This window comes from Corynebacterium sp. MSK032 (assembly GCF_030232065.1).
Taxonomy (GTDB): domain Bacteria; phylum Actinomycetota; class Actinomycetes; order Mycobacteriales; family Mycobacteriaceae; genus Corynebacterium; species Corynebacterium jeikeium_D.
Genome location: NZ_JASPJR010000007.1, coordinates 71,740 through 93,569, shown reverse-complemented (window position 1 = coordinate 93,569; position 21,830 = coordinate 71,740). Strand labels below are relative to the sequence as shown.

The following is a 21,830-nucleotide window of genomic DNA, read 5'->3' as shown; positions in this document are numbered from 1 at the left end:
TAAAAGACACCGTCAAATAAGGGATGATTCGCCTGATTAATACTCATATGTTTTTTGGACTTGTATGGTTAGAGACTGTATTGAACGGTCGTATCCAAACCTTAGAGTCCACCACACCCAAGTTGTCACCACCACCATTGCTTATGCAGGTGGGAGGTGGGTATCTAAGTCATTTGGAGTGAGCCGATCGCCAAATTCATATCGCCTATCTGGCAGAATCTAGAAAGGCTCGCGATGCATAGACCCGTTGCCTCCGGCCCCTTCCACACCCGGCAGAAACTCCGGCGGAAGCTCCGACAGCGAGAGAAGTCCCGTGCCACAAAACTGCACGCAACAACGCTCAGCGGAAAAGGAAAGTTCACGCTGCATGTCCGCCAGATCCTGGCGGCTTTGCTGGTAATCGCCTTGCCAGGAAGCGCGCTCGCTGCCTGCAGCACTGACCAGCAACAGGTCGGCGCGGGGTTCATTGTGGTCCAGAACTCGGAACCGCAGTCGCCGCTGTACACCACTGACACCAATGAAACCGGTGGTGGCGATATCCTCCGCATGCTCTACTCGGGTCTGGTGCGCTACGACACCGACGGCTCGATGATCCTGGATCATGCGGCAGAAATTAAGCCCAACGAGGACTCGACCCATTTCGACATCACGCTGAAACCGGGCTGGACCTTCCACAACGGCGAACCAGTCACCGCGCAGAGCTACATCGATGCCTGGAATTACGCTGCCTACGGACCGAACCTGCAGAAGCAGCAGTCCTTCTTCGCCAACGTGCAGGGTTTTGATGCTGTTTCGGGAGAAAAGGCCACGGAGAAAACACTCTCCGGCCTGAAAAAGGTCGATGACCTGAGGTTCACCGTGGATCTGACCAACCCAGATTCTTCCTTCCCGCTCAGCCTCGGCTATGTCGCGTTTATGCCGCTGCCGAAGGCAGCGTTCGAAGACAAGAAGGCTTTCGGTGAACACCCAATCGGCAATGGACCGTACAAGATGGCCGAAGGCCGCGCTTGGCTGCACAACAACCAGCTAACTGTGGTTCGCAATGATGACTTCGCCGGTGAGCACAAGGCCCGTAACAACGGCCTGGTATACCGCTTCTACTCGGACGTGGACACCGCATATGCAGACCTCCAGGCCGGCCGCCTGGACACGCTGCCACGCACAATTCCACCAACGGCTCTCGCCAGCTTCCAAACCGACTTCCCCGACTCCAGCGCAAATGTCCCGACCTCGTCTTCGCAGTACTTCGCAATTCCGCGAAATCTGCCAGGTTTTTCGGGTGAAGAGGGCAAGCTTCGTCGTCAAGCGATTTCTATGGCGATTGACCGGAAACTAATCACTGAGAAGATTTTCTTCGACACCCGCACCCCGGCGCGCGAGTTCAGCTCGTTGACGCTCGGTGACCTTGACCCGAACGTACCTGGCCAAGAGGTGCTGGAATACAACCCGAAGAAGGCCCGCCAACTGTGGGCCGAAGCCAACAAAATTGCGCCGTTTACCGGCTCGTTCGACATCGCCTACAACGCCGACGGCGGACACCAGCAGTGGGTCGAAGCGGTGACCAACATGATTGGCGAGACCCTCGGCATCGATTCCCACGGCAAGGCCTACCCGACCTTCAAGCAGCTGCGCGATGAAATCTCCAACGAGACCATCACCAGCGGCTACCGCACTGGCTGGGCAGCTGACTACCCATCTGTGGCCAACTACATGATCCCGCAGTTCGTCACCGGTGGTTCCTCGAATGACAACCACTACTCCAATCCGGAGTTCGACAAGCTGATTCAGGAGGCGGCCTCGGCAAAGAGCGCAGACGATGCCAAGCCAATTTATGTCAAGGCTCAGTCTGTGCTGATGGAGGACCTGCCAGCGATTCCGCTGTGGTACCCCAATGCTTCGGTGGCGTGGAACCCGAAGCTGCGCAATGCCGTAGTGATGTGGGACGGCATCTTGGACTACCCGATGATTGAGAAGGACTAGCACCATGGGTTGGTATATCGGAAAGAGACTCCTGCAGATGGTGCCGGTATTCTTCGGTGCCACACTGCTGATTTATGCAATGGTCTTCGCCATGCCAGGCGACCCCATCGCTGCACTGGCTGGCGATAAGCAGCTGCCACCGGAGCAGGTCGCAGCACTGCGCGCCCACTACCACCTGGATGAGCCTTTCCTCGTCCAGTACTGGGAGTACCTCAAGGGCCTGTTCACCCTGGATATGGGCGAGACCTTCTCCGGTCGCTCGGTCGGCGAGGAAATCGCGCTGGCCTTCCCTATTACAATTCGCCTGGCTCTGATGGCCGTTGCCATTGAGGCCATTTTCGGTATCGGCCTCGGCGTTATTGCCGGTATGCGCAAGGGCGGCTTCTTCGACTCCACCGTTCTGGTGATGTCCCTGCTGGTTATCGCAACTCCGACCTTCGTGCTCGGCTTCGTGGCCCGCTACCTCTTCGGTGTGCGCTGGGAGATTGTCTCCCCCACCGTTGGTAGCGATGCCTCCTTTACCTCCCTGCTGCTGCCGGCATTCGTGCTGGGTCTCGTCTCGGTTGCTTATGTTCTGCGACTGACGCGCTCCGAGGTTTCGTCGGCACGCCATGCTGACTTCGTACGCACTGCCCGCGCCAAGGGCTTGCCAACCTCTGAAGTCACCCGCCGCCACATCTTGCGCAACTCGCTAATTCCCGTTGTGACCTTCATCGGCGCTGATCTCGCTGCTCTGATGGGTGGCGCAATTGTCACCGAGGGCATCTTCAACGTGCCCGGTATCGGTGGCCTGATCTTCCACGCCGTCCAGATTGGTGAAGCTCCCACCGTGGTCAGCATCGTGACCATCCTGGTGGTTATTTACATGTTCGCCAACTTGCTCATCGACTTGCTCTACGCAGTCCTGGATCCGAGGATTCGTTATGCCTAAGCCAGATTCGACGCAGTTAGATTCGACTCAGCCAGAAAAGCAGGCCAACACCGCGCAGGCCCCCGCCGCACAGGCGACGAACCCCGACCACAAGCAGTTGCCGGATACCCCACCACTGGGGCTCTGGGGTTCGGCCTGGCAGAACCTGCGTTACCGCCCACTGTTCTGGGTTTCCGCATTCATTATTTTGCTCTCCATCGCAGTGGCCGCGTTCCCGTCGCTGTTCACCTCTGTGGACCCGACGGCGGCAAACCTGCGTGACTCGCTGGCCCCAGCCCGCGACGGCCACCCGATGGGCTTCACTCAGCAGGGCTACGACGTCTACGCCCGTGTCATCTACGGTGCCCGCGCCTCGGTCATCGTCGGCATCGGCGTCACCCTGGCCGTGACCGTGGTGGGCATCATCCTCGGTGCCATCGCTGGCTATCTTGGCGGTTGGGTCGACGCGGTGCTCTCCCGCATCACGGACATGTTCTTTGCCATCCCCCTGATTCTCGCCGGCATCGTGCTGATGCAGCTGTTTACCGAACGCACCATCTGGTCCGTGGTCTTCGTGCTCGCTGCTTTCGGCTGGCCGCAGATGGCGCGCGTGGTGCGTTCCTCGGTGATCTCGGTGAAGAACGAGGAATACGTCACCGCCTCCAAGGCGCTCGGTCTGTCCAGCACTGGCATTCTCTTCCGCCATGTGCTGCCGAACTGCCTCGCCCCTGTCATCGTCATGGCCACGACCTCGCTGGGTATTTACATCGTCGCCGAGGCCACGCTGTCCTACCTGGGCATTGGCCTGCCGACGACCACCGTTTCCTGGGGCAACGACATCTCTGTCGCACAGCAGGTGCTCCGCCAGGCCCCGTCCAACCTGTTCTGGCCAGCACTCGCCCTGGCGATTACCGTTCTCGGCTTCATCCTCATGGGTGACGCTTTGAAGGATTCTCTCGACCCGAAGGAGCGTCGTCGATGAGCACCGACACCAATACTTCCGCAGCGCCCATTCTCACCTTGAAGGATGTCTGCATTGGCTTTCCGACGACCACAGCGTCCGGCCGCCGCAGTAAATCGTTGACCGATGTGGTGCATGACGTCGACCTGGAGGTTTTCCCCGGTGAGACGGTCGCCATTGTCGGCGAGTCCGGCTCGGGTAAGTCCACCACTGTCCACGCCGCGCTGGGGCTGTTGCCCGGTGATGGTGAAGTCACCGGTGGCACCATCACCTTCGATGGCCGTGACATCACACACCTGACCGACCGCGAGTTTGTTAGCATCCGCGGCAACGGCATCGGCCTGGTCCCCCAGGACCCGATGACCAATCTCAATCCGGTGTGGACCGTCGGTTCCCAGATTAAGGAGGCGCTGCGCGCTAACAACATCGCCACTGGCTCTGAGGCCCACAAAAAGGCGATTGAGCTGCTGGAACAGGCCGGCCTGCCAAACGCTAAAAAGCGTATCGACCAGTACCCGCACGAGTTCTCCGGTGGTATGCGCCAGCGCGCGCTTATCGCGATGGGCTTGGCCGCGCACCCAAAGCTGCTGATTGCCGATGAGCCCACTTCCGCTCTCGACGTGACCGTGGCGAAGAAGATCCTCGACCACCTCGACAAGCTCACTAGCGAACTCGGCACGTCCGTGGTGCTTATTACCCATGACCTCGGCTTGGCTGCCGAGCGCGCTGACCGACTCGTCGTTATGCAAGCAGGACGTGTCGTGGAGACCGGCCCTGCCCTGCAAGTTCTCACCCGCCCGCAGCATCCATACACCAAGCAGCTAATCGCGGCGGCTCCATCGCTGGCTGCCCGGCGCGGTGATCGCGTGGTGGCGGCGCCGACGACATCGGATGCGGACCAGAAGGAGATTCTGGTCGCGAAGAACTTGGTGCGCGACTTTGCCATCCGCGGCGACCGTCCGTGGCGCAAGGATTCCTTCCGCGCCGTCGATGACATCAGCTTTACGCTGCGTCGCGGTCGCACCATTGGAATCGTGGGCGAATCCGGTTCGGGCAAGTCCACTGTCGCCAACATGGCGCTGGGGCTGCTCGATCCGACCGAAGGCGAAGTGCTTTTCGACGGCAAACGCGTCCAGGGCCGGAATCGTAAAGAGGAGCTGGAGCTGCGGCGTCGCATTCAGCCGATTTTCCAGAACCCGTATGCGACGCTGGACCCGATGCGCACGGTGCATTCCTCCATCGAGGAGCCGCTGCGGATTCACAAGATTGGCACCAAGAAGGAGCGTGAGCAGCGCGTATTCGAGCTTCTCGACCGCGTCGCTCTTCCCGCGGAAATGGGGCGCCGCTTCCCCGGTGAGCTGTCGGGTGGTCAGCGTCAGCGTGTGGCGATTGCGCGTGCACTGGCCCTGAACCCTGAGGTTGTGGTCTGTGACGAGGCGGTGTCAGCACTCGACGTGGTGGTGCAGGCTCAGGTGCTCGAACTACTCGCCGAGCTGCAGGAAGAGATGGATTTGGCCTACCTGTTTATTACGCACGACCTCGCTGTGGTGCGGCAGGTGGCTGATGAGGTCATCGTGATGGAGCACGGCAAGATGGTTGAACACCGTCCGACCGACGATCTCTTCGACCACCCGGAGAAGGAATACACCCAGCGGCTGCTGGACGCCATCCCAGGTGCGTCGTTGGATTTGGATCTGTAGCTGGGCGGTGGCCTGTTTCCCTAGGGCACTTCGCTCCGCCCCCCTTCTGGGCCACTTCACGACACAGGCGTCACCTCGTGCCAGCTGTGGAGGCGGCATGAGGTGACATAGGTGTCGTGAAGTGGCTGGGCGATTTTGAGTCGGAGCGGATTGAGCGGGAGAAGAGAGAAAGCTATCCGGAAAGACCGTCCAGACAGCCTGCTAGTCCTCCGGAGCAAGCTCGCTTTCAGTAACCCACTTGTGGTTCTTCATGGTCATACCATCATCGTCAATGTCGACCATGTACACCGGCTCCTGGGTGGAGTAGTCAACAGTGCCCTTGGCCCCCTTCATGCCCGCCATATGCTCGGCGTTGATGGTGATCTCGGAGCCGTCGGCAAGCGGTGCTTCGCCTGGGTTCTCCAGCTCCTCATGAACGACCCAGCGGTGGTCCTTCACCGGCTCACTGCCATCGGTCGGGGTGTAGGAAACGGAGTAGGTTGTGGTGGTGAAAACACCAACAACCTTGCCTTCTGCACCCTTCATGCCCGGCATGTGATCGGCGAGAACCTGCACTTCACTGCCGACCGGGAACTTCGCGTTGTCCGCCGCAATCATTCCCTCTGGAGCCGGACCACCATCGGCCGGATGGTCATGGCCGGCCATCGCGTCATCACCATGGTCACCATGACCGCCATGCTCATCGGCATCGTCCATATCATCCATGTCGTCATGCCCCTCAGAGCTGGTGGCCGACACGGAAGAGCTGGTTTCGCTAACAGTGCTGCTTGCCTCAGTACTAGCCGAATCATCGGAGGAGCAACCGGCCAGCACAAGGACGCTGGCGGCACCCGCGGCTACGAGAGCATCTAGTGGTCGAATATTCTTTGCCATGGTTGAGCTCCTTTGTTGTTGATGTCAATCAATCTATGCCCTCACCCTAACAGCGCTCTCCCGCCGTCACCATGCCTTACTTCCCGCGGCGGACGGAAATCGTCCAGCCAGCTTCACCGGTCTGCTCAAAGTTGGTGACCTTGTGGCCATCCTTCGCAGCCCAGCGCGGAATCGCATCCGTGGCCTGGGTGCAGTCGAATGGGATCACCAGCTCCTCGCCGACCTCAATCTTGTTGATCGCGTCCTTGGCCTCGATCAGCGGGAAGGGGCACACCGCGCCGACGGTGTCGAGCTCGTAACGCCCATCGCCCAGTGGCTTAAGCTTGCCGTCTTCCTGCTTGACGACGCTCCGGTCGAGCAATGCCACCGGAGCGACAGCAAAGGCACCCGCCAGCGGGGAGGCCTCGGTGCCAGCGGCACCTTCGCTACCCGGCAGGGACACAGGCGAAGTAGCAGTCGAAGTGACCGGAGAAATTGCCGATACCGCCGTGTCGTTGGTGGTGGAAGGGGTGCTCGGGACGTCGTTAAGCGAAGGTGCGGACGGCTTCAGCCAGAGCTTTGCGGCGATAGCGACACCTGCGGCGATGGACGCCAGTGCGAGCCAACCCTGGTAGCTGAACAGCGAGGTCTGAACCATGCCGTTACCGACGGTGCAGCCGCCGGCCCACGCAGCGCCGACACCCATGAAGATGCCGCCGACGACCGAGCGTGCACCCTGGGTGGCGTCCGGGACGCGGAGGCGGAATTCACCGGAGGCCTTGGCCGCGATGAAGGAGCCGACGAGGATGCCGAGGACGAGGAGGACGCCCCAGTCGAAACGCTCGGTGTCACCAGTGACAACGTAGTTGGCGAGGTTGGAGGACGGAGTCGTGATGCCGAGGCCGTCGTTGCGGCCGGTGGCGGCGGACAGCGGCCATGCGATAACGCCAAGTACACCGACGATGGCGGCGGTGGCGTACACGTGCCAGGTCTTTTCAGTCAGAATGTGCGCGAGACCGGACTTGCGCGGCGCCAGAGTGGCCGGGCGCGGACCGGAGAATTCTTCGCGCAGGAAGCGGACAGCGAAGTATGCCGTGACGGCGCTCAGCGCGATGACCAGTGGCCAGATACTAATGCCCAGAGAGGCGTGGATGCTGGTCAGGCCGACGGTGCGGTCCTTCAGGGAATCCTGCAGGCCGTTGAGGAAGCCAGTCTTCATGGCAGCAGCGGATAGGGCGTAAAAGACCAGTGCGATCCAAGAGCCGATCAGGCCCTCACCGGAGCGGTACCAGGTACCCGAGGCACAGCCACCGGCCAGGACGATACCCAGCCCGAAGATAACGCCACCGACGATAACGGCCACCGGTGCCAGTTCGTTGTATTCGGGAGTAATCACGCCGGCGCTGGTCAGTGCGGCCAGGCCGATGGCGTGGACGGAAATAACAATCAGCAAGGCGACGAAGCCGCGCCAGCTGCGCTGAGTGAAGATATCGCGCAGGAAACCGGTGACGCAGAAACGTCCTCGCTGCATAACAAAGCCGAGCACGGCGCCCAGCGCTAGTCCTGAGATGAGCATGAAAGTAGTTCTCCTAAGTTTTGTGGACAGACCTGTCTATCTGGTGTTTAGGAAACTACTTTATACGCAGAGAAAAGTCCAAGTTTATTGCGTTTTTGCAGGATAACCGCACCCCCCACTAGACAGACCGAACCGTATATAACACTGTCGTCCAGGAAGGATTCACCACTCCGAGTTCCACTTTGTGGCAGTGTGGAAAGTTGTGAGTGCAAAAAGTTTCGCGATGACCCCGGTACAGCGATTCCTTGTGCTGCGCTCCATAATCGATCTGCCTTTTACCCGGACATTCGCCATCGACGCGGAGCAGGTCGTCGAAATCTCCGGCGTCGCTCGACTCAGCGAGCTCAACGCCAAAAATGCCGTAATAATCGACAGCTTGCGTTCACTCGCCCACACCAACACACAGGACTTTTACGCCATCGATGATGCCGCCGAGGCGCTGGGCACCGCGCTTCGCATGGCAGTGTCTTCCAGGCAGCTACTGTGGCTCAGCTCGCTTCCCAAAAGCGACGTGGACAAGGTGCGCGCAATCCTCGGTGATGACTTGGTGCACGTGGTGGGCCCAGCACTGGCCGTCGACAAGCTCAACGACGACATCCTGGAGGTTCCCGACGCACTGAAGCGCCGTGGCGAACCGCTTGTTCCCATTGCACTCTCGCCGACTGCGCTAGTGCACGCGTGGGCACATGGCACGCATGAGCAGCAAAAAATGCTGGCGTACCTGCTCGAAGGCACCAACACATTGGTGATGGAGAGCAAAAATCTGCATGCGCTGCGCAAAGTCGGGGCGAACCTCATTGAGCGCAACCTGATCTGGCGGCTGCTCTACAACCCCAAGGTGCTCGCGTATCTGGTGGTGCTGATTTACTCATCTCTGCGCGCGCTACCAGTAGTTTTTGTCCCCGGCTTCCACGGCAATGTCTGGGTGCTCTGGACTATCGACATCATCACGGCAATCCCCTACACCTGGGGAATTGTGGAGATGTTCACCGGCAGCTCATTCTGGCGCCGAATGCTGGGACTGCTGGTCACACTGGTGACTTTTATCTCGCCGTATGTCTATTTCTGGTTCAACGGCCGCGACTATCCCGTGTGGGTCACCGCATTCGTCATCGCCATGATCGTGGGCGCCTTCGCCGTCGAATTCATCCGCTGGCTACGCGACCGCCTCATCCACACAATCCTGCACCAACTGCCCGCCGCTACCGGCCGGTAAACGAGCGACGCACACCACCGACAATCAGCCACGCACCGGCGGCAACGTTGACGGCCACCATCGCATGGCTCACCGTCAGGCTTAACGACGCCGCTTTCGTCACAATTGCGATAAGCAGGCCTGTCGTGACAATCCAGACAAACGTTGCAGCAATGTTGCCCACCTTGCCGCGTTGCACGCGGAACGGGTGCGTGTAGTGCAGCGGTACCAGCGTCATTGTGCTGAAGATAACGATTGCGGCGATACACACTGCCATCGGCGCATTCCACACCCATAGCAGGACTGCCACAATATTCCACGCCGCCGGGAAGCCCACAAAGTAGTAGTCCCCAGACTTGGCGGCTTCGTTGGCATAACAGAACATCGAGGAGACCAACACTACGATGGCCAGGAAAATCGCCAGCGGACGTGGCCCCAGCGGCAGGTACATAACCATGAACGCTGCAGGAATGGCCGTCCACGTGAGGTGGTCGACAATATTGTCCACCACCGCACCGTTAAACCAGGGCACGACTTCCTTGATGTGGTGCTTACGCGCCATGTTGCCATCGACACCGTCGACGACAAGCGCGATACCCAGCCAGAGCCACATCCATTCCGGCTTGCCGTCGAGAAGCGCCACTACCGCCAGCGTTGCCCACACCAAACCGGTCAGCGTGAACCCGTGAACCGCCCAGGCGATAGCATGCTGCCTCCGCGTGAAGGTCTGGGGAGCAGCAGAACTGGCAATGTCAGAGCTAGTAGAAGCGTTCACGGCAGATGTCCTTTAGAGAACAAATTGCGCACAACTGCAAACCTTTATCGCAGTTGTGCGCAGAGTCGATTTTTTTCAATCGGTGAGTATAACGGCTGATGGGTCGTTTTCCCGTATTTTTGCTCGGGCTTGTGCCGAGTTATTTAACGACGATCCTCGAACCAACCGGTAACAGCCGGCGCCGTGTTCTCGTAGACCAGCTTGGCTTCGGTGTACTCTTCCAGGCCGGTCGGGCCCAGCTCGCGGCCAATACCGGACTGGCCGAAGCCACCCCATTCGGCCTGTGGCAGGTAGGGGCCAAAGTCATTAATCCAGACGGTGCCGTGACGCAGCCCGCGGGAAACGCGCTCAGAAACCTCGCGGTTGGATGTCCACACCGCACCGGCCAGGCCATATTCGGTGTCGTTGCCAATCTCGATGGCCTCGTCAACCGTGGTGAAGGTCTCCACCGTCACCACCGGGCCAAAGGCTTCGTCGTGAACGCAGTCCATTTCGCGGGTGACCTGGTCAATCACGGTTGGGAGGTAGAAGTAGCCGTCGGCAAGCGAGGCGGAACCGTCAGCGGTGGCGCCGGTGGCAATCTCGCCGCCAACGCGCACGCGAGCGCCCTGTTCACGGGCCCGATCGACGTATGCCGCGACCTTATCCAGGTGCTGCTTCGAAATCAGCGCACCGGTCTCGGCCTTCTCGTCGAGCGGACCGCCGAGCTGGATGTGTCCGGCGCGCTCGACCAGATCGTCGACAAACTTCTCGGCGATGGACTCCTCCACAATCAAGCGAGCGCCCGCCGAGCACACCTGACCGGAGTGCAGGAACGCAGCATTGAGGGCATTGTCCAAAGCGGCTTCGTAATCGGCGTCGGCGAAGATGATGTTCGGGTTCTTGCCGCCGAGCTCAAGCGCGACCTTCTTCACAGACTTAGCCGCTTCACCAGCAATAATCTTGCCAGTGACAAGACCGCCAGTGAAGGAGACCATGTCCACCTTCGGATGCGAGGACAGCGGTGCGCCCGCTTCGGCACCGGCTCCGGTAATGAGGTTGGCAACGCCTGCCGGAACACCCAGATCATCGATGACGTGCATGAGCAGAATTGCTGTGTGCGGAGTCAGCTCCGCCGGCTTGAGCACAAAGGTATTGCCCGTGGCCAGCGCCGGTGCAACCTTCCATGCGGTCTGCAGCAGTGGGTAGTTCCACGGCGTAATCAGGCCACAGACACCAACAGGTTCACGCACAATACGCGCGACGACGGACGGGTCATCCGCATCCACGAGACGACCGGCATCATTGCCCGCGAGCTTCCCGAAGTACTCAAAGCAGGCAATGATGTCATCCATATCGGCTGCCGCCTCAGGCAGGCGCTTGCCGGTATCCATAGCCTCTGCCCAGGCAAATTCGTCCTTGCGCTGCCTGATGGCAGCTCCGATATCGAGTACCAACTTGCTGCGCTCAGCTGTGCTCCAGGATGCCCAGGAACCTTCTCCGGTACGTCGGAAAGCAGCGTCGGCGGCGGCGATGGCGCGCTCGGTGTCGGTTGCGTCTGCTTCTGCGACCTCGGCGATGAAAGAGCCGTCGGCCGGGCACTCGATGGTGCGAGTATTGCCAGCGGCTGCAGCGGACCAGGTGCCGTTGATAAACAGCGTGGCGGCCCCTTCGTGAGATTTGGCGGTCTCGGTTGCGAGAGCCTTATCAGTAGTGGAAGGCTTAAAGGTCATTTAGGAATCCTCCTTGGCGTAGTCATCAGACCATTCGCGGACAGGTTCGGCATTATCGGACAGATCTGAGGTGCCCGGGAGATCAGACTGCATATGCAGGAACTCCAAGTGCCGTTCGTAGAGGTCGAGGACGTCGGAAATCAGCTGCTCTTGGGTGTAGCCATAGACGTCGTAGCCGAGCGAGCCGGTAAGCGTGAAGACCTCGAGACGGTAGTAGTAAATATCAGCATCACTGTCCAGGTGTACCAGGCCAGCGAAAGACGGCGTCAAGTGTTCAACCGGATAGACCTGGTAGCGGAAGCTCATCTCCTCGCCGAAACCGACCTGCAGGTCAATCTGGTCGATGCCAACTTCTTCTGCTGGTTCACGGTGCAGCGTCACTTCGCCGCCACGATCCCTGATAGCTTCTGCCACCTGTTCAAGCGCGGGCTGTACCACTCGGTCGAGGTAGCGCATGACTGGCTTCTTGCCCGGGAAGGACATGGAGCGGGCAAGTCGCTTACGCCAGTCGCCCTGTTCGCCATCTACGGCGCGGCCCGACATCGCCCCATGGAGGGCTCGACGTGTCGAATCCTGTTGCAGCAGCTCCAGTCGCAGCGACTTAAAGAGGCCATACATCACCAGATAGATGACAAAGGCGAACGGCAGGCCCATCACAATCGTCGCGGACTGCAGTGTCGGAATACCGCCGACGTAGAGCATCGCGATGGTCAGCACACCGACCACGACAGCCCAGAAAATACGGGTCCACTTCTTACCGTCCTGCTGTGTGTCGGTGATCTTCGAAGTGAAGTTACTCATCACCAGTGCTGCCGAGTCAGCCGAGGTGATGTAGAGCAGCAGACCGATCAGGGAGGCGACTGCCGCCACCAACATCGGTGCCGGGTACTGCTCTAGCAGAAGGTAGAAGGCGCGCTCCGGGTAATCCAATGCAGTCTGCCCAAACTCCGAATCGCCACCGATAACCAGGTCCAGAGCCGAGTTACCGAACACCGATACCCACATCAGAACGAAGAGGAATGGAATGGTCAGCGTGCCGACGACAAACTGACGCAGACTACGGCCACGGGAAATGCGAGCCAGGAACAAACCGACGAACGGTGCCCAGGCCACCCACCAAGCCCAGAAGAACAGGGTCCAGGAGTTCAACCATTCCTGCGCTCCGGAGAACGCGTAGGTATCCATAGTCATGGACGGGAACTTCGAGACGTACTCACCGACGTTCATCACCAGTGCGTCAAACAGGAACGCGGTGCGGCCGGTAACCAGGATGTAGAGCATCAAGCAGATGGCCAGGCCAACGTTGAGCTCCGAGAGACGACGAATTCCCTTGTCGACACCGGAAACTGCGGAGGCGATAGCCACCGATACGGCCACGACGATTAGAGCGATCTGCCAGGACGTACTCTCATCCACCCCGAACAGCACACGCAGGCCGTAATTCAGCTGGACGACGCCGATACCCAGCGAGGTTGCGACACCGAAAACGGTACCCAGCATCGCCGCGATTTCGACCGCTTCACCAGCGGGGCCGTGGATGCGCTTGCCGATAATCGGATAGAGCGCCGAACGAATGGTCAGCGGCATGTTCAGGCGATACGCGAAGTAGCCGAATGCCATACCCATCAGGGCGTAGAGTGCCCAACCGGTCACGCCATAGTGGAAGAGCGTGAACACCACTGCCTGACGTGCAGCTTCGATGGTCTCCGCGTCTCCGGTCGGCGGGCCATAAAACTGTGCCACCGGCTCCGCTACCGAGAAGAAGAGCAGGTCAATGCCGATACCCGCCGCAAAGAGCATAGAGGCCCAGGAGAACAGACCAAACTGAGGCTTGGCGTGATCGGGGCCGAGCTTAATCTGTCCCGTTCGCGAGATAGCGACGTAGAGCATGAAGAGCACTGCCACCGTCGCGGTCACAATATAGAACCAGCCGAAGTTCTTCGATACCCAGGCGACAATGCCAGCTAGGGTGTCCGCTGCATTGTCCGGGGCAAAAATAGCCCACAGGGCAATGGCAAGAATGCCAACACCTGAAATAATAAATACAGGCCAGTTGACCTCAGGCTCGGAGGTCACACTCGCTTGCGCTTGTTGTGGAGGGGCCGACTGCGATCGCTGCATTCCTTGCGACGATCCAGATTTTTCCTCCGTTACCTTCTCAGTTGGCGGAGTATCAGACATAGGAAAATCCTTCAGATTCGGGAACTAACCCAGCATACCTAGTTTGAATAATCCCTCAAGTTTAAGAATCGATTCAGAAGAATTCTCCAATACCAACATCAACACCTTCACCTGCATATTTACCCAGTTTTCAAGACGTTTAAAATCATTCCAACTGGAATTGAATACCAATTGTGTGGCATTCTATATAGGTGAAGGGGATTTGAGATACGCCTCCGGCCACTTATTCCAATATCAATATATAGGGCCCGCCTTTAAATATTACTTGGGGCTTATCGGGGCTTATCACAGTCCTTGAAAACCATTCCGATATGCATCGGCAAACAACCTACGGAGGTACACCAGAACATGGGAGCTTTCCCGGCTGTCTTCAACTTCGGTAAAAAGAATGGCAACACCACAGTCGAACACCGCGACGTCGTCATCGTTGGCGCGGGCTCTGCCGGCTCTGTGCTGGCTAACCGGCTGTCCGCAGACCACACTCAGCAGGTGCTCGTACTCGAGGCCGGCCGCATGGACTCCCTCTGGGATCTCTACATTCACATGCCTTCGGCGTTCTCCTTCCCAATCGGTAACAAGTACTACGACTGGAAGTACGAATCCGAGCCGGAACCGGAGATGAACGGTCGCCGCATCTACCACGCCCGCGGCAAGGTCGTCGGCGGCTCCTCCTCCATCAACGGCCAAATTTACCAGCGCGGTAACCCCATGGACTACGACAAGTGGGGCGACACCAAGGGGCTGGAGAACTGGGGCTGGAACCACGTTCTGCCGTACTTCAAGCGCATGGAAAATGCACTCGGCTCCGACAAGGACGACCCGCGCCGTGGCCACGACGGCCCACTGCGCATGAAGCGCGGTCCGGCCGATTCTCCGCTGTTCAAGGCCTTCTTCAAGTCTGTCCAGCAGGCCGGCTACAACTACACCCCGGACGTCAACGGCTACCGCCAGGAGGGCTTCGGCCCCTTCGACGCGAACATCGACAAGGGCCGTCGCCTCTCCGCTGCCCGCGCATACCTGCACCCGGCTCTGCAGCGTCCAAATCTGGAGCTTCGCACCCGCGCAGAAGCCACCCGCATTCTCTTCGAGGGCACCAAGGCCGTCGGCGTGGAGTACGCCTGGAAGGGGCGCACACGTCAGGTGCGAGCAGACAAGGTCATCCTCTGCGGTGGCGCTTTCAACTCTCCGCAGCTGCTCGAGGTCTCCGGCATTGGCGATGAGAAGGTCTTGAATGCCGCCGGAGTGAACGTCGTCAAGCACCTGCCTGGTGTCGGCGAAAACCTGCAGGACCACCTGGAGGTCTACATTCAGTACAACGCCACCCAGCCGGTGTCTTCACAGCCGTACCTGGAGAAGTGGCGTTGGCCGTTCATTGGCCTGTGGTGGCTGCTCACCCACAAGGGCCCGGTGGCAACGTCGCACTTCGAGGGTGGCGGTTTCGCGCGCTCCAACGACAACGAGCCCTACCCGAACCTGATGTTCCACTTCCTGCCGCTGGCCATGCGTTACGACGGCACGAAGATCGATAGCCCGCACGGTTTCCAGTTCCACGTTGGTCCGATGTACTCGGATGCCCGTGGCCATGTCCACATCACCTCCTCGGACATCAAGGTCAAGCCGTCGATTCTGTTCAACTACCTGTCCACTGATCAGGACCGCCGTGAATGGGTCGAGGCTGTGAAGGTCTCCCGTAAGCTGCTGGACACTCCGGCAATGAAGGAGTACACCGACGGCGAGATTTCCCCGGGTGCAGATGTGCAGACCGACGAGGAGATTCTCGAGTGGGTCCGCAAGGACGCCGAGACCGCACTGCACCCATCCTGCACCTGCAAGATGGGGCCGGCCTCCGACGAGATGGCCGTGGTCGATCCGGAAACCATGCAGGTTCACGGCACCGAGGGCCTCTACGTGGTTGACGCTTCGGTCATGCCGGGCATCACCAATGGCAATATCTACGCACCGACCATGATGATTGCCGAAAAGGCCGCTGATCTCATCGCCGGCAAGACCCCGCTGGCACCGCAGGACATTCCGTTCTACCGCGCTGGCCAGGGTATGCCGCTGGATCCGCCGGAGAGCACCAAGTAGTTCTTGAGTTTTTGAGGCGGTAGCGCGACGTCTATTGCGCAACGTCGCTCGTCGGAACCGGCCGGGTTCTCCCACGCGGGGGAATCCGGCCTTAGTGTTACTCTCGCCCTTATGAGCAGTACAACCTCGCAGACACTCGAAAACCTCCGACGCTCATCAATCATTTTGGCACCGATGGCCGGTGGCCCATCCACGCCCGAACTCGTCGCTGCCGTTTCCAATGCTGGCGGGCTTGGCACCCTTGCCGCCGGCTACCTCACTGTCGAAAAGCTCACTGAACAGGCACACCAGACGTGCACACTGCTTGACGACGGCAAAGGTTTCGGCATCAACCTCTTCTGCCCCAACACCGCTGACGCCGGTATCGGAACCTCAGAGGAGGAACTTGCTCAGTGGACCGCTTTTCGTAATCGTCTGGCGCCGGCCGCTGCCCACTTCGACATCGACTTGCCTGACACTCCGACCTGGTCAGATGACTACTTCTCGGCGAAAGTCGAGGCAATTCTCGCTGATGACTTTCTGCCCAATCCCGATGCCCTGAAGTTCGTCTCCTTTACCTTTGGCTACCCAGATAACGAGGTCATTGCTCGGGTAAAGGAATCAGGCCGCAAAGTGATTTTGAATGCGACCTCAATTGAGGGTATACAGGCGGCGGCGAAGGCTGGCGCTGATCGCATTGTCCTGCAGGGACTAGCTGCGGGTGGGCACCGCGCATTTGTGAAGGGGAAGGATTCGTCCGACAGCATTGGGGCCTCTGTAGAAGAGCTCGCCCAAGCAGTCACCGAAGCATGTGCGGTAACCGATGTACCTATCATCGCCGCTGGTGGGGTGGGTAACCGAGAGGACGTCGTCAAGCTTGTGGAAGCCGGCGCGGTGGCTGTGCAAGCTGGCACACGGTTCCTCACCACCGCGGAGGCGGGTACGAAGGAGACGCACCGACGGGCACTGCGTGATTTGGTGGGGCGTGACACCGTTTTGACTCATGCTTTTTCCGGCAAGCCAGCGCGTGCCATCGAGAACACGTTTACCCGGGAGTTTTCTAGGATCGCGCCGGAACTTTACCCACAACTGCACTACTTGACCACGCCGATTCGAGGCGCGGCGAATAAGGCCGGCGATTCTGAATATCTCAACTTATGGGCAGGTATTGGGTTTGCGCAGTGCGAGGTTCAATATGCGGGCGAGGTTGTTGCGGAGCTTTCCGGCTTGGCCGAGTAATACGAAGCCGCCGATGCTACAAACAGCACAATGACCAGCCCCGGGCATACATCGTCGCTGGTCATTCGGCTTTATTTGTGACGATGGCTTTTATGCCGACGGCGCAGTTGTGGCGTTAGGCATCGAGCAGCCAATCGTTCGGGCTGAACAGCTCGAAGTGAACGTTATTGCGGTCAATACCGCGATCGGCGAGCTGCTGGCGAATGGCCTGCAGGAAACCATTGCCACCACAGAGGTAGAACTGAGCACCCTCCGGCAGCTCCGTATCAGCCAGATTCATCAAATCCGGCTCGTACCACACCTGCTGGCGGGCATTGGCTAGCGCAGAGACTGCGTTATTGCGTTCTGCACGCAGTGCGTCGGTGTTCTCGGCGCGGTCCGCGTGGAGGACGACAACATCACGCTTAGAGTCGGCGGCCACCAGGGCATCCAGCATGCCGATCATGGGGGTGGCGCCAATACCTGCGGAAATGAGCACTACCGGGTCATCGGACTTTGTATCCAACACCAGGTCACCTGCAGGCAGAGAAATTTCGATGGCATCGCCCGGCTGCACCTTTTCCCACAGCTGTGTGGAAACTTCGCCAGCCGGCAGGTCCTCGGAGGCATCGACACGACGAACCGCGAAGGTCAGAACACCTTCCTCGCCGCCGACCAGAGAGTATTGCCGTAGCTGGCCGGCGCCGTCCGGCATGGTCTGGCGCACAGAGATGTACTGTCCTGGGAGGTAGGAAACGGGGGTTTCGTCGTCAAGCTTGACGGAGAACACTGCGACGTCATCACCGCGCTCTTCACGGGAGACGACGTGAGCGGCGCGGAAGACATCGCCTGCTTCGACACCGAGGTCGTCATAGAGCCCCTTCTCGAAGTTGATGAGAACACGCTCCATCTCCAGGTAGACGGCATCCCACGCATCGCGGACAGCTCCCTGAAAGACCTCTGGGGTGAGGATTTCCTCGATGGCATCGAAGAGGTGCTTGTGTACGATTGGGTACTGCTCCGGCTTGATACCAACGGAGATGTGCTTGTGGCCGATGCGGGAAAGCAGTTCTTCCGGGGCGGGAGCATCTGGGTCGACCAGGGTAGCTGCGAAGGTAGCGACGGATGCCGCCAGCGCCTTCTGCTGAGCACCCTGCTTCTGGTTGCCGCGGTTGAAGGTATCGGCAATGAGCTCCGGGTGAGCAGCGAACATCCGGTTATAGAAGTTCGGCGTGATTTTCTCGATGTTGGCACCGACAACGGGCAGGGTTTGGGTGATGACTTCAGCCTGCTCTGGGGTCAGGCCGTTCTTGTTGACATTCAGGTTTGGCATGACTTCACAATAACACCATATTGCGCATTCCGTTTGCGTATTATCACCCAATGGTGTCCCTAACTACTCTATGCGGTTGAGTTTTACCCGTCTTGAACTGCACAAATGGCAATGTCGAAAACTTCACCAGAAAACTTCGACAGCACCATTTTTAGCTTTTTCAACCCGCGGTCAGGCCTTCAGCTCTGCACCTAAACCGGACGAATATTGAGCTGGGTACTCCCCTGCGGACCGTCTCCCTCGGGGCGATTGGCATCCGCACCATTAGCCGATTTGGGCGGAATGAGATCAGCAATCAACACCGGATCCAGTGCGGCGAAGAACGCCTCCTGTGCAGCCGCTAACTTGCCACGCAACAGGCACGTCGGCAGTAATGGGCAGTCAGTGCCGACACAATCGACGACCTCGTTGTTTTCCAGAGTGCGCAGCAGCTTGCCGACGGATTTTTCCGTAGCCGAATCTCGCAGATAGATGCCACCATTGCGCCCCTTGACCGCTTCCAAGAAGCCGAGCTCCACAAGCCGCGAGACAACCTTGGAAACATGCGCGCGAGACGCATTGAGAGACTCCGCCACCTCAGCAGCGGTGTACTTCCGTCCCGGCTCCCCCATCGCCATCAAAGTGATGACACGCAGGCTCAAATCAGAGAAAAGCGTTAATTGCATTGCGTGTCACCCTTCATCGTTGTACTGCACAAACCACCCCCTTGCCAGCCACTTCGGGCAACAAGGGGGTGGTTCTATGTTCTAGCTTTTAGCAAGGCTAGCTAGCAAGATCTTAGTCCTGCAGGCTCTTCTCGATACGAGCCTTCAGAGCCTCGAACTCGTCCCAGACTTCCTGCGGAACGCGGTCGCCGAGGAACTTCAGCCACTCCTCGTTGTCCGGCAGGTCACCCTGCCACTTAGCAGCCGGTGCCTTCAGGGCTTCCTTGACATCTTCAAAGTCGATGTCCAGGCCAGTCAGGTCCAGGTCCTCTGCCTTAGCGGTGTGACCAACAACGGTCTCCTTGGCGCCAACACGGCCCTCAATGCGGTCAATGATCCACTTGAGAACGCGAGAGTTGTCACCGAAGCCCGGCCACAGGAAGCGGCCGTCTTCGCCGCGGCGGAACCAGTTGACCAGGAAGACCTCTGGCATCTTGTCGCCGCCCTTGACACCCATGTCAATCCAGTGCTGCAGGTAGTCACCGACGTTGTAGCCAATGAACGGCAGCATTGCCATCGGGTCATGGCGCAGGGAACCGACCTTGGCCTCAGCGGAAGCAGCGGTCTGGCCGGAAGCCAGGGTTGCACCGATGAAGGTTGCGTGGTTCCAGGACAGTGCCTGGGTCACCAGCGGCACAGTGTCCGGGCGGCGACCACCGAACAGGATGGCGTCGATCGGGACACCCTGCGGATCGTCGTACTCCGGTGCGGCGACCGGGCACTGCGAAATCGGGGTGCAGTAACGGGAGTTCGGGTGCGAGGACAGCTCGTCGGAATCCGGAGTCCAGTCATTGCCCTTCCAGTCAATGAGGTGCTCCGGCTTGCCTTCCATGCCTTCCCACCAGACGTCACCATCGTCGGTCAGCGCGACGTTGGTGAACAGGGTGTTACCGGCCTCCATGGTCTTCATGGCGTTCGGGTTGGAGGAGTAGTTGGTGCCCGGTGCAACACCGAAGAAGCCGTTCTCCGGGTTAACAGCGTACAGGCGACCGTCCTCACCGAACTTCAGCCATGCAATGTCGTCGCCGACGACCTCGGCCTTCCAGCCCTCGATGGTCGGAGTCAGCATAGCCAGGTTGGTCTTACCACATGCAGACGGGAATGCAGCGGCGATGTGGTAGGCCTTGCCCTCCGGATTAGTGAGCTTCAGGATGAGCATGTGCTCAGCCATCCAGCCCTCTTCCTTGGCCATGACCGAAGCGATACGCAGTGCGTAGCACTTCTTGGCCAGGATGGCGTTTCCGCCGTAGCCGGAACCGTAGGACCAAATCTCCTTGGTCTCCGGGAACTGGGTGATGTACTTCTCATCGTTGCACGGCCATGCAACGTCCTCCTGGCCCTCCTCCAGCGGAGCGCCAACGGAGTGCAGAGCGTGGACGAAGTCTCCGTCCGGGCCAATCTTGTCCAGGGCATCCTGACCCATGCGGGTCATGATTCGCATAGAGAGAACCACGTACTCCGAGTCGGTCAGCTGAACGCCCAGCTTCGGCTCCGGGTCGGTGATCGGACCCATGCAGAACGGAACGACGAACATGGTGCGGCCCTTCATGGAACCGCGGTAGTGCTCGGTCATTTCCTTCTTCAGCTCGACCGGATCCGCCCAGTTATTGGTCGGGCCAGCGTCCTCTTCCTTTTCAGAAGCGATGAACGTGCGGGACTCCACACGAGCAACGTCCTTCGGGTTAGAGCGGGCAAGGAAAGAGTTCGGGCGCTTTTCCTCATTCAGCTTGATAAGAGTTCCCTTATCAACCAGGTCCTGGGTAAGGCGGTTCCACTCTTCTTCCGAGCCATCAGCAAAGACAACCTTGTCTGGCTGGGTCAGTTCTACGACCTCAGCAATCCAGCGCAGCAGTTCGGCGTTCTCGGTCGGGGCCTGGCCCTCGAGACCAGGAATAGAAGGTGCGGACATCAGTTCTCCTGACTCATTGATTCGCGTCTTAATTTAAGGCTACCGGGGGATACCGAAAGTTGCCGGGCCCCACATCGACAATCGGCTCGTTCCCGCATTTGCAAGCCGTTACATCACAGCTTTACAACAAATAATTTTCCCCGCCCCATTCTTGCGACCTGTTCATTTACGGCCATAACCAGGGACCAAGGCCAGCCTCACCATATAAATTTACAACCATTAACCCCTTGCGGGCAGTTACCCCCATTTGTAAGCAACCGAGACACGGGTACCCCCGTGCGCAGCGTTCCCAAAGTCGTTAGTCCCAGCTGCCCCGAGCGGATTGCTCCCATGAATACGCATCCCACTTCCCCGCGGCTGATGCCGGTTCCACTGCTGCTCCGCCCATCGCGTCAGCAGCCCTCACATCATCACTGCTCCAAGACTCCCAAGTGCCGTCAAAACGGACCGTCGTAACGTGATCCACCGTGCCGTCACCGTCCAGATCTGAATAGATTGACAACCCGGAATCGTCGGCAAGCGTAATTGACCCCTCGTCGTCGCCGAGGTCGTAGAGCTGCCCATCGACCTCCACAACCAGCCCGGCACCACCAACGTCCGCCGACTGCCCATCAATCGGTGTCGCCGCCTCCAAACCACACGGCGTAGCGGGCGAACGCGCCTCCACCCCGCCATCGGACGCGGGTTGATCGGAAAAGTACTGCAGTAAAGAAAACTCATCCATCGTGATATCCCCCTATTTCTCTTCGCTGTCACA

Annotated in this window: 16 protein-coding genes; 7 read left to right on the top strand and 9 right to left on the bottom strand. The window is 59.2% G+C overall.

The window, feature by feature from the left end; translation table 11 throughout:
- Positions 1-234: 234 nt before the first annotated feature.
- The 4 genes from QP995_RS05585 to QP995_RS05570 are packed head-to-tail and all read left to right on the top strand — an operon-like array spanning position 235 to position 5,551.
- Entirely contained in the window at positions 235-1,980 is a 1,746-nt protein-coding gene (locus tag QP995_RS05585) for a peptide ABC transporter substrate-binding protein (RefSeq protein WP_049191012.1), read from the top strand.
- A 4-nt stretch (positions 1,981-1,984) separates the two neighbouring features.
- Complete coding sequence (locus QP995_RS05580) at positions 1,985-2,911, top strand: ABC transporter permease (RefSeq protein WP_016421610.1); 927 nt, start codon at positions 1,985-1,987, stop codon at positions 2,909-2,911.
- Complete coding sequence (locus QP995_RS05575) at positions 2,904-3,872, top strand: ABC transporter permease (RefSeq protein WP_259803365.1); 969 nt, start codon at positions 2,904-2,906, stop codon at positions 3,870-3,872. The genes QP995_RS05580 and QP995_RS05575 overlap by 8 nt, the downstream gene beginning before the upstream one ends.
- Positions 3,869-5,551 carry a dipeptide ABC transporter ATP-binding protein gene (locus QP995_RS05570; protein ID WP_049171783.1) on the top strand — a complete coding sequence of 561 codons (1,683 nt, stop codon included), beginning with the start codon at positions 3,869-3,871 and terminating at the stop codon, positions 5,549-5,551. Before QP995_RS05575 ends, QP995_RS05570 begins: the two co-directional genes overlap by 4 nt.
- Before the next feature lie 201 nt (positions 5,552-5,752).
- Here QP995_RS05570 and QP995_RS05565 read toward each other — a convergent pair whose 3' ends face one another.
- Both QP995_RS05565 and QP995_RS05560 read right to left on the bottom strand, forming a co-directional pair.
- On the bottom strand, positions 5,753-6,424 hold the full coding sequence (locus QP995_RS05565) for a YdhK family protein (RefSeq protein ID WP_210384691.1): 672 nt from the start codon (positions 6,422-6,424) through the stop codon (positions 5,753-5,755).
- Positions 6,425-6,500: 76 nt separating this feature from the next.
- Complete coding sequence (locus tag QP995_RS05560; protein WP_284853004.1) at positions 6,501-7,979, bottom strand: YeeE/YedE thiosulfate transporter family protein; 1,479 nt, start codon at positions 7,977-7,979, stop codon at positions 6,501-6,503.
- Between the two features lie 202 nt (positions 7,980-8,181).
- Between QP995_RS05560 and QP995_RS05555 the strand changes: the two genes are divergently transcribed.
- Positions 8,182-9,195, top strand: a complete 1,014-nt coding sequence (locus tag QP995_RS05555; protein WP_224784016.1) for a hypothetical protein — start codon at positions 8,182-8,184, stop codon at positions 9,193-9,195.
- Here QP995_RS05555 and QP995_RS05550 read toward each other — a convergent pair.
- From QP995_RS05550 to betT, 3 genes are all read right to left on the bottom strand, one after another.
- On the bottom strand, positions 9,182-9,949 hold the full coding sequence (locus tag QP995_RS05550) for a CDP-alcohol phosphatidyltransferase family protein (protein ID WP_053087292.1): 768 nt from the start codon (positions 9,947-9,949) through the stop codon (positions 9,182-9,184). The genes QP995_RS05555 and QP995_RS05550 overlap by 14 nt on opposite strands.
- 143 nt (positions 9,950-10,092) lie before the next feature.
- Complete coding sequence (locus QP995_RS05545; RefSeq protein WP_049191000.1) at positions 10,093-11,661, bottom strand: aldehyde dehydrogenase family protein; 1,569 nt, start codon at positions 11,659-11,661, stop codon at positions 10,093-10,095.
- The gene (gene betT / locus QP995_RS05540) at positions 11,662-13,842 is read right to left on the bottom strand and encodes a choline BCCT transporter BetT (RefSeq protein WP_049190998.1); all 2,181 of its coding nucleotides are present in this window, start codon (positions 13,840-13,842) and stop codon (positions 11,662-11,664) included.
- Positions 13,843-14,190: 348 nt separating this feature from the next.
- Between betT and betA the strand changes: the two genes are divergently transcribed.
- Positions 14,191-15,930: a choline dehydrogenase gene (gene betA, locus QP995_RS05535; protein WP_049193170.1), complete on the top strand. Its 1,740-nt coding sequence runs from the start codon at positions 14,191-14,193 to the stop codon at positions 15,928-15,930.
- Positions 15,931-16,041: 111 nt separating this feature from the next.
- Positions 16,042-17,148 (top strand): NAD(P)H-dependent flavin oxidoreductase, encoded by a 1,107-nt coding sequence (locus QP995_RS05530; protein ID WP_070437257.1) that lies wholly within the window; start codon positions 16,042-16,044, stop codon positions 17,146-17,148.
- Positions 17,149-17,263: 115 nt separating this feature from the next.
- On the opposite strand, the gene QP995_RS05525 is transcribed toward QP995_RS05530, so the two are convergent.
- From QP995_RS05525 to QP995_RS05510, 4 genes are all read right to left on the bottom strand, one after another.
- On the bottom strand, positions 17,264-18,460 hold the full coding sequence (locus QP995_RS05525) for a globin domain-containing protein (protein ID WP_070549953.1): 1,197 nt from the start codon (positions 18,458-18,460) through the stop codon (positions 17,264-17,266).
- Positions 18,461-18,651: 191 nt separating this feature from the next.
- On the bottom strand, positions 18,652-19,125 hold the full coding sequence (locus QP995_RS05520; protein ID WP_284853003.1) for an Rrf2 family transcriptional regulator: 474 nt from the start codon (positions 19,123-19,125) through the stop codon (positions 18,652-18,654).
- Positions 19,126-19,237: 112 nt separating this feature from the next.
- Positions 19,238-21,073 carry a phosphoenolpyruvate carboxykinase (GTP) gene (locus QP995_RS05515; protein ID WP_070546521.1) on the bottom strand — a complete coding sequence of 612 codons (1,836 nt, stop codon included), beginning with the start codon at positions 21,071-21,073 and terminating at the stop codon, positions 19,238-19,240.
- Between the two features lie 298 nt (positions 21,074-21,371).
- On the bottom strand, positions 21,372-21,797 hold the full coding sequence (locus QP995_RS05510) for a DUF6802 family protein (RefSeq protein WP_070546519.1): 426 nt from the start codon (positions 21,795-21,797) through the stop codon (positions 21,372-21,374).
- Positions 21,798-21,830: the final 33 nt, after the last annotated feature.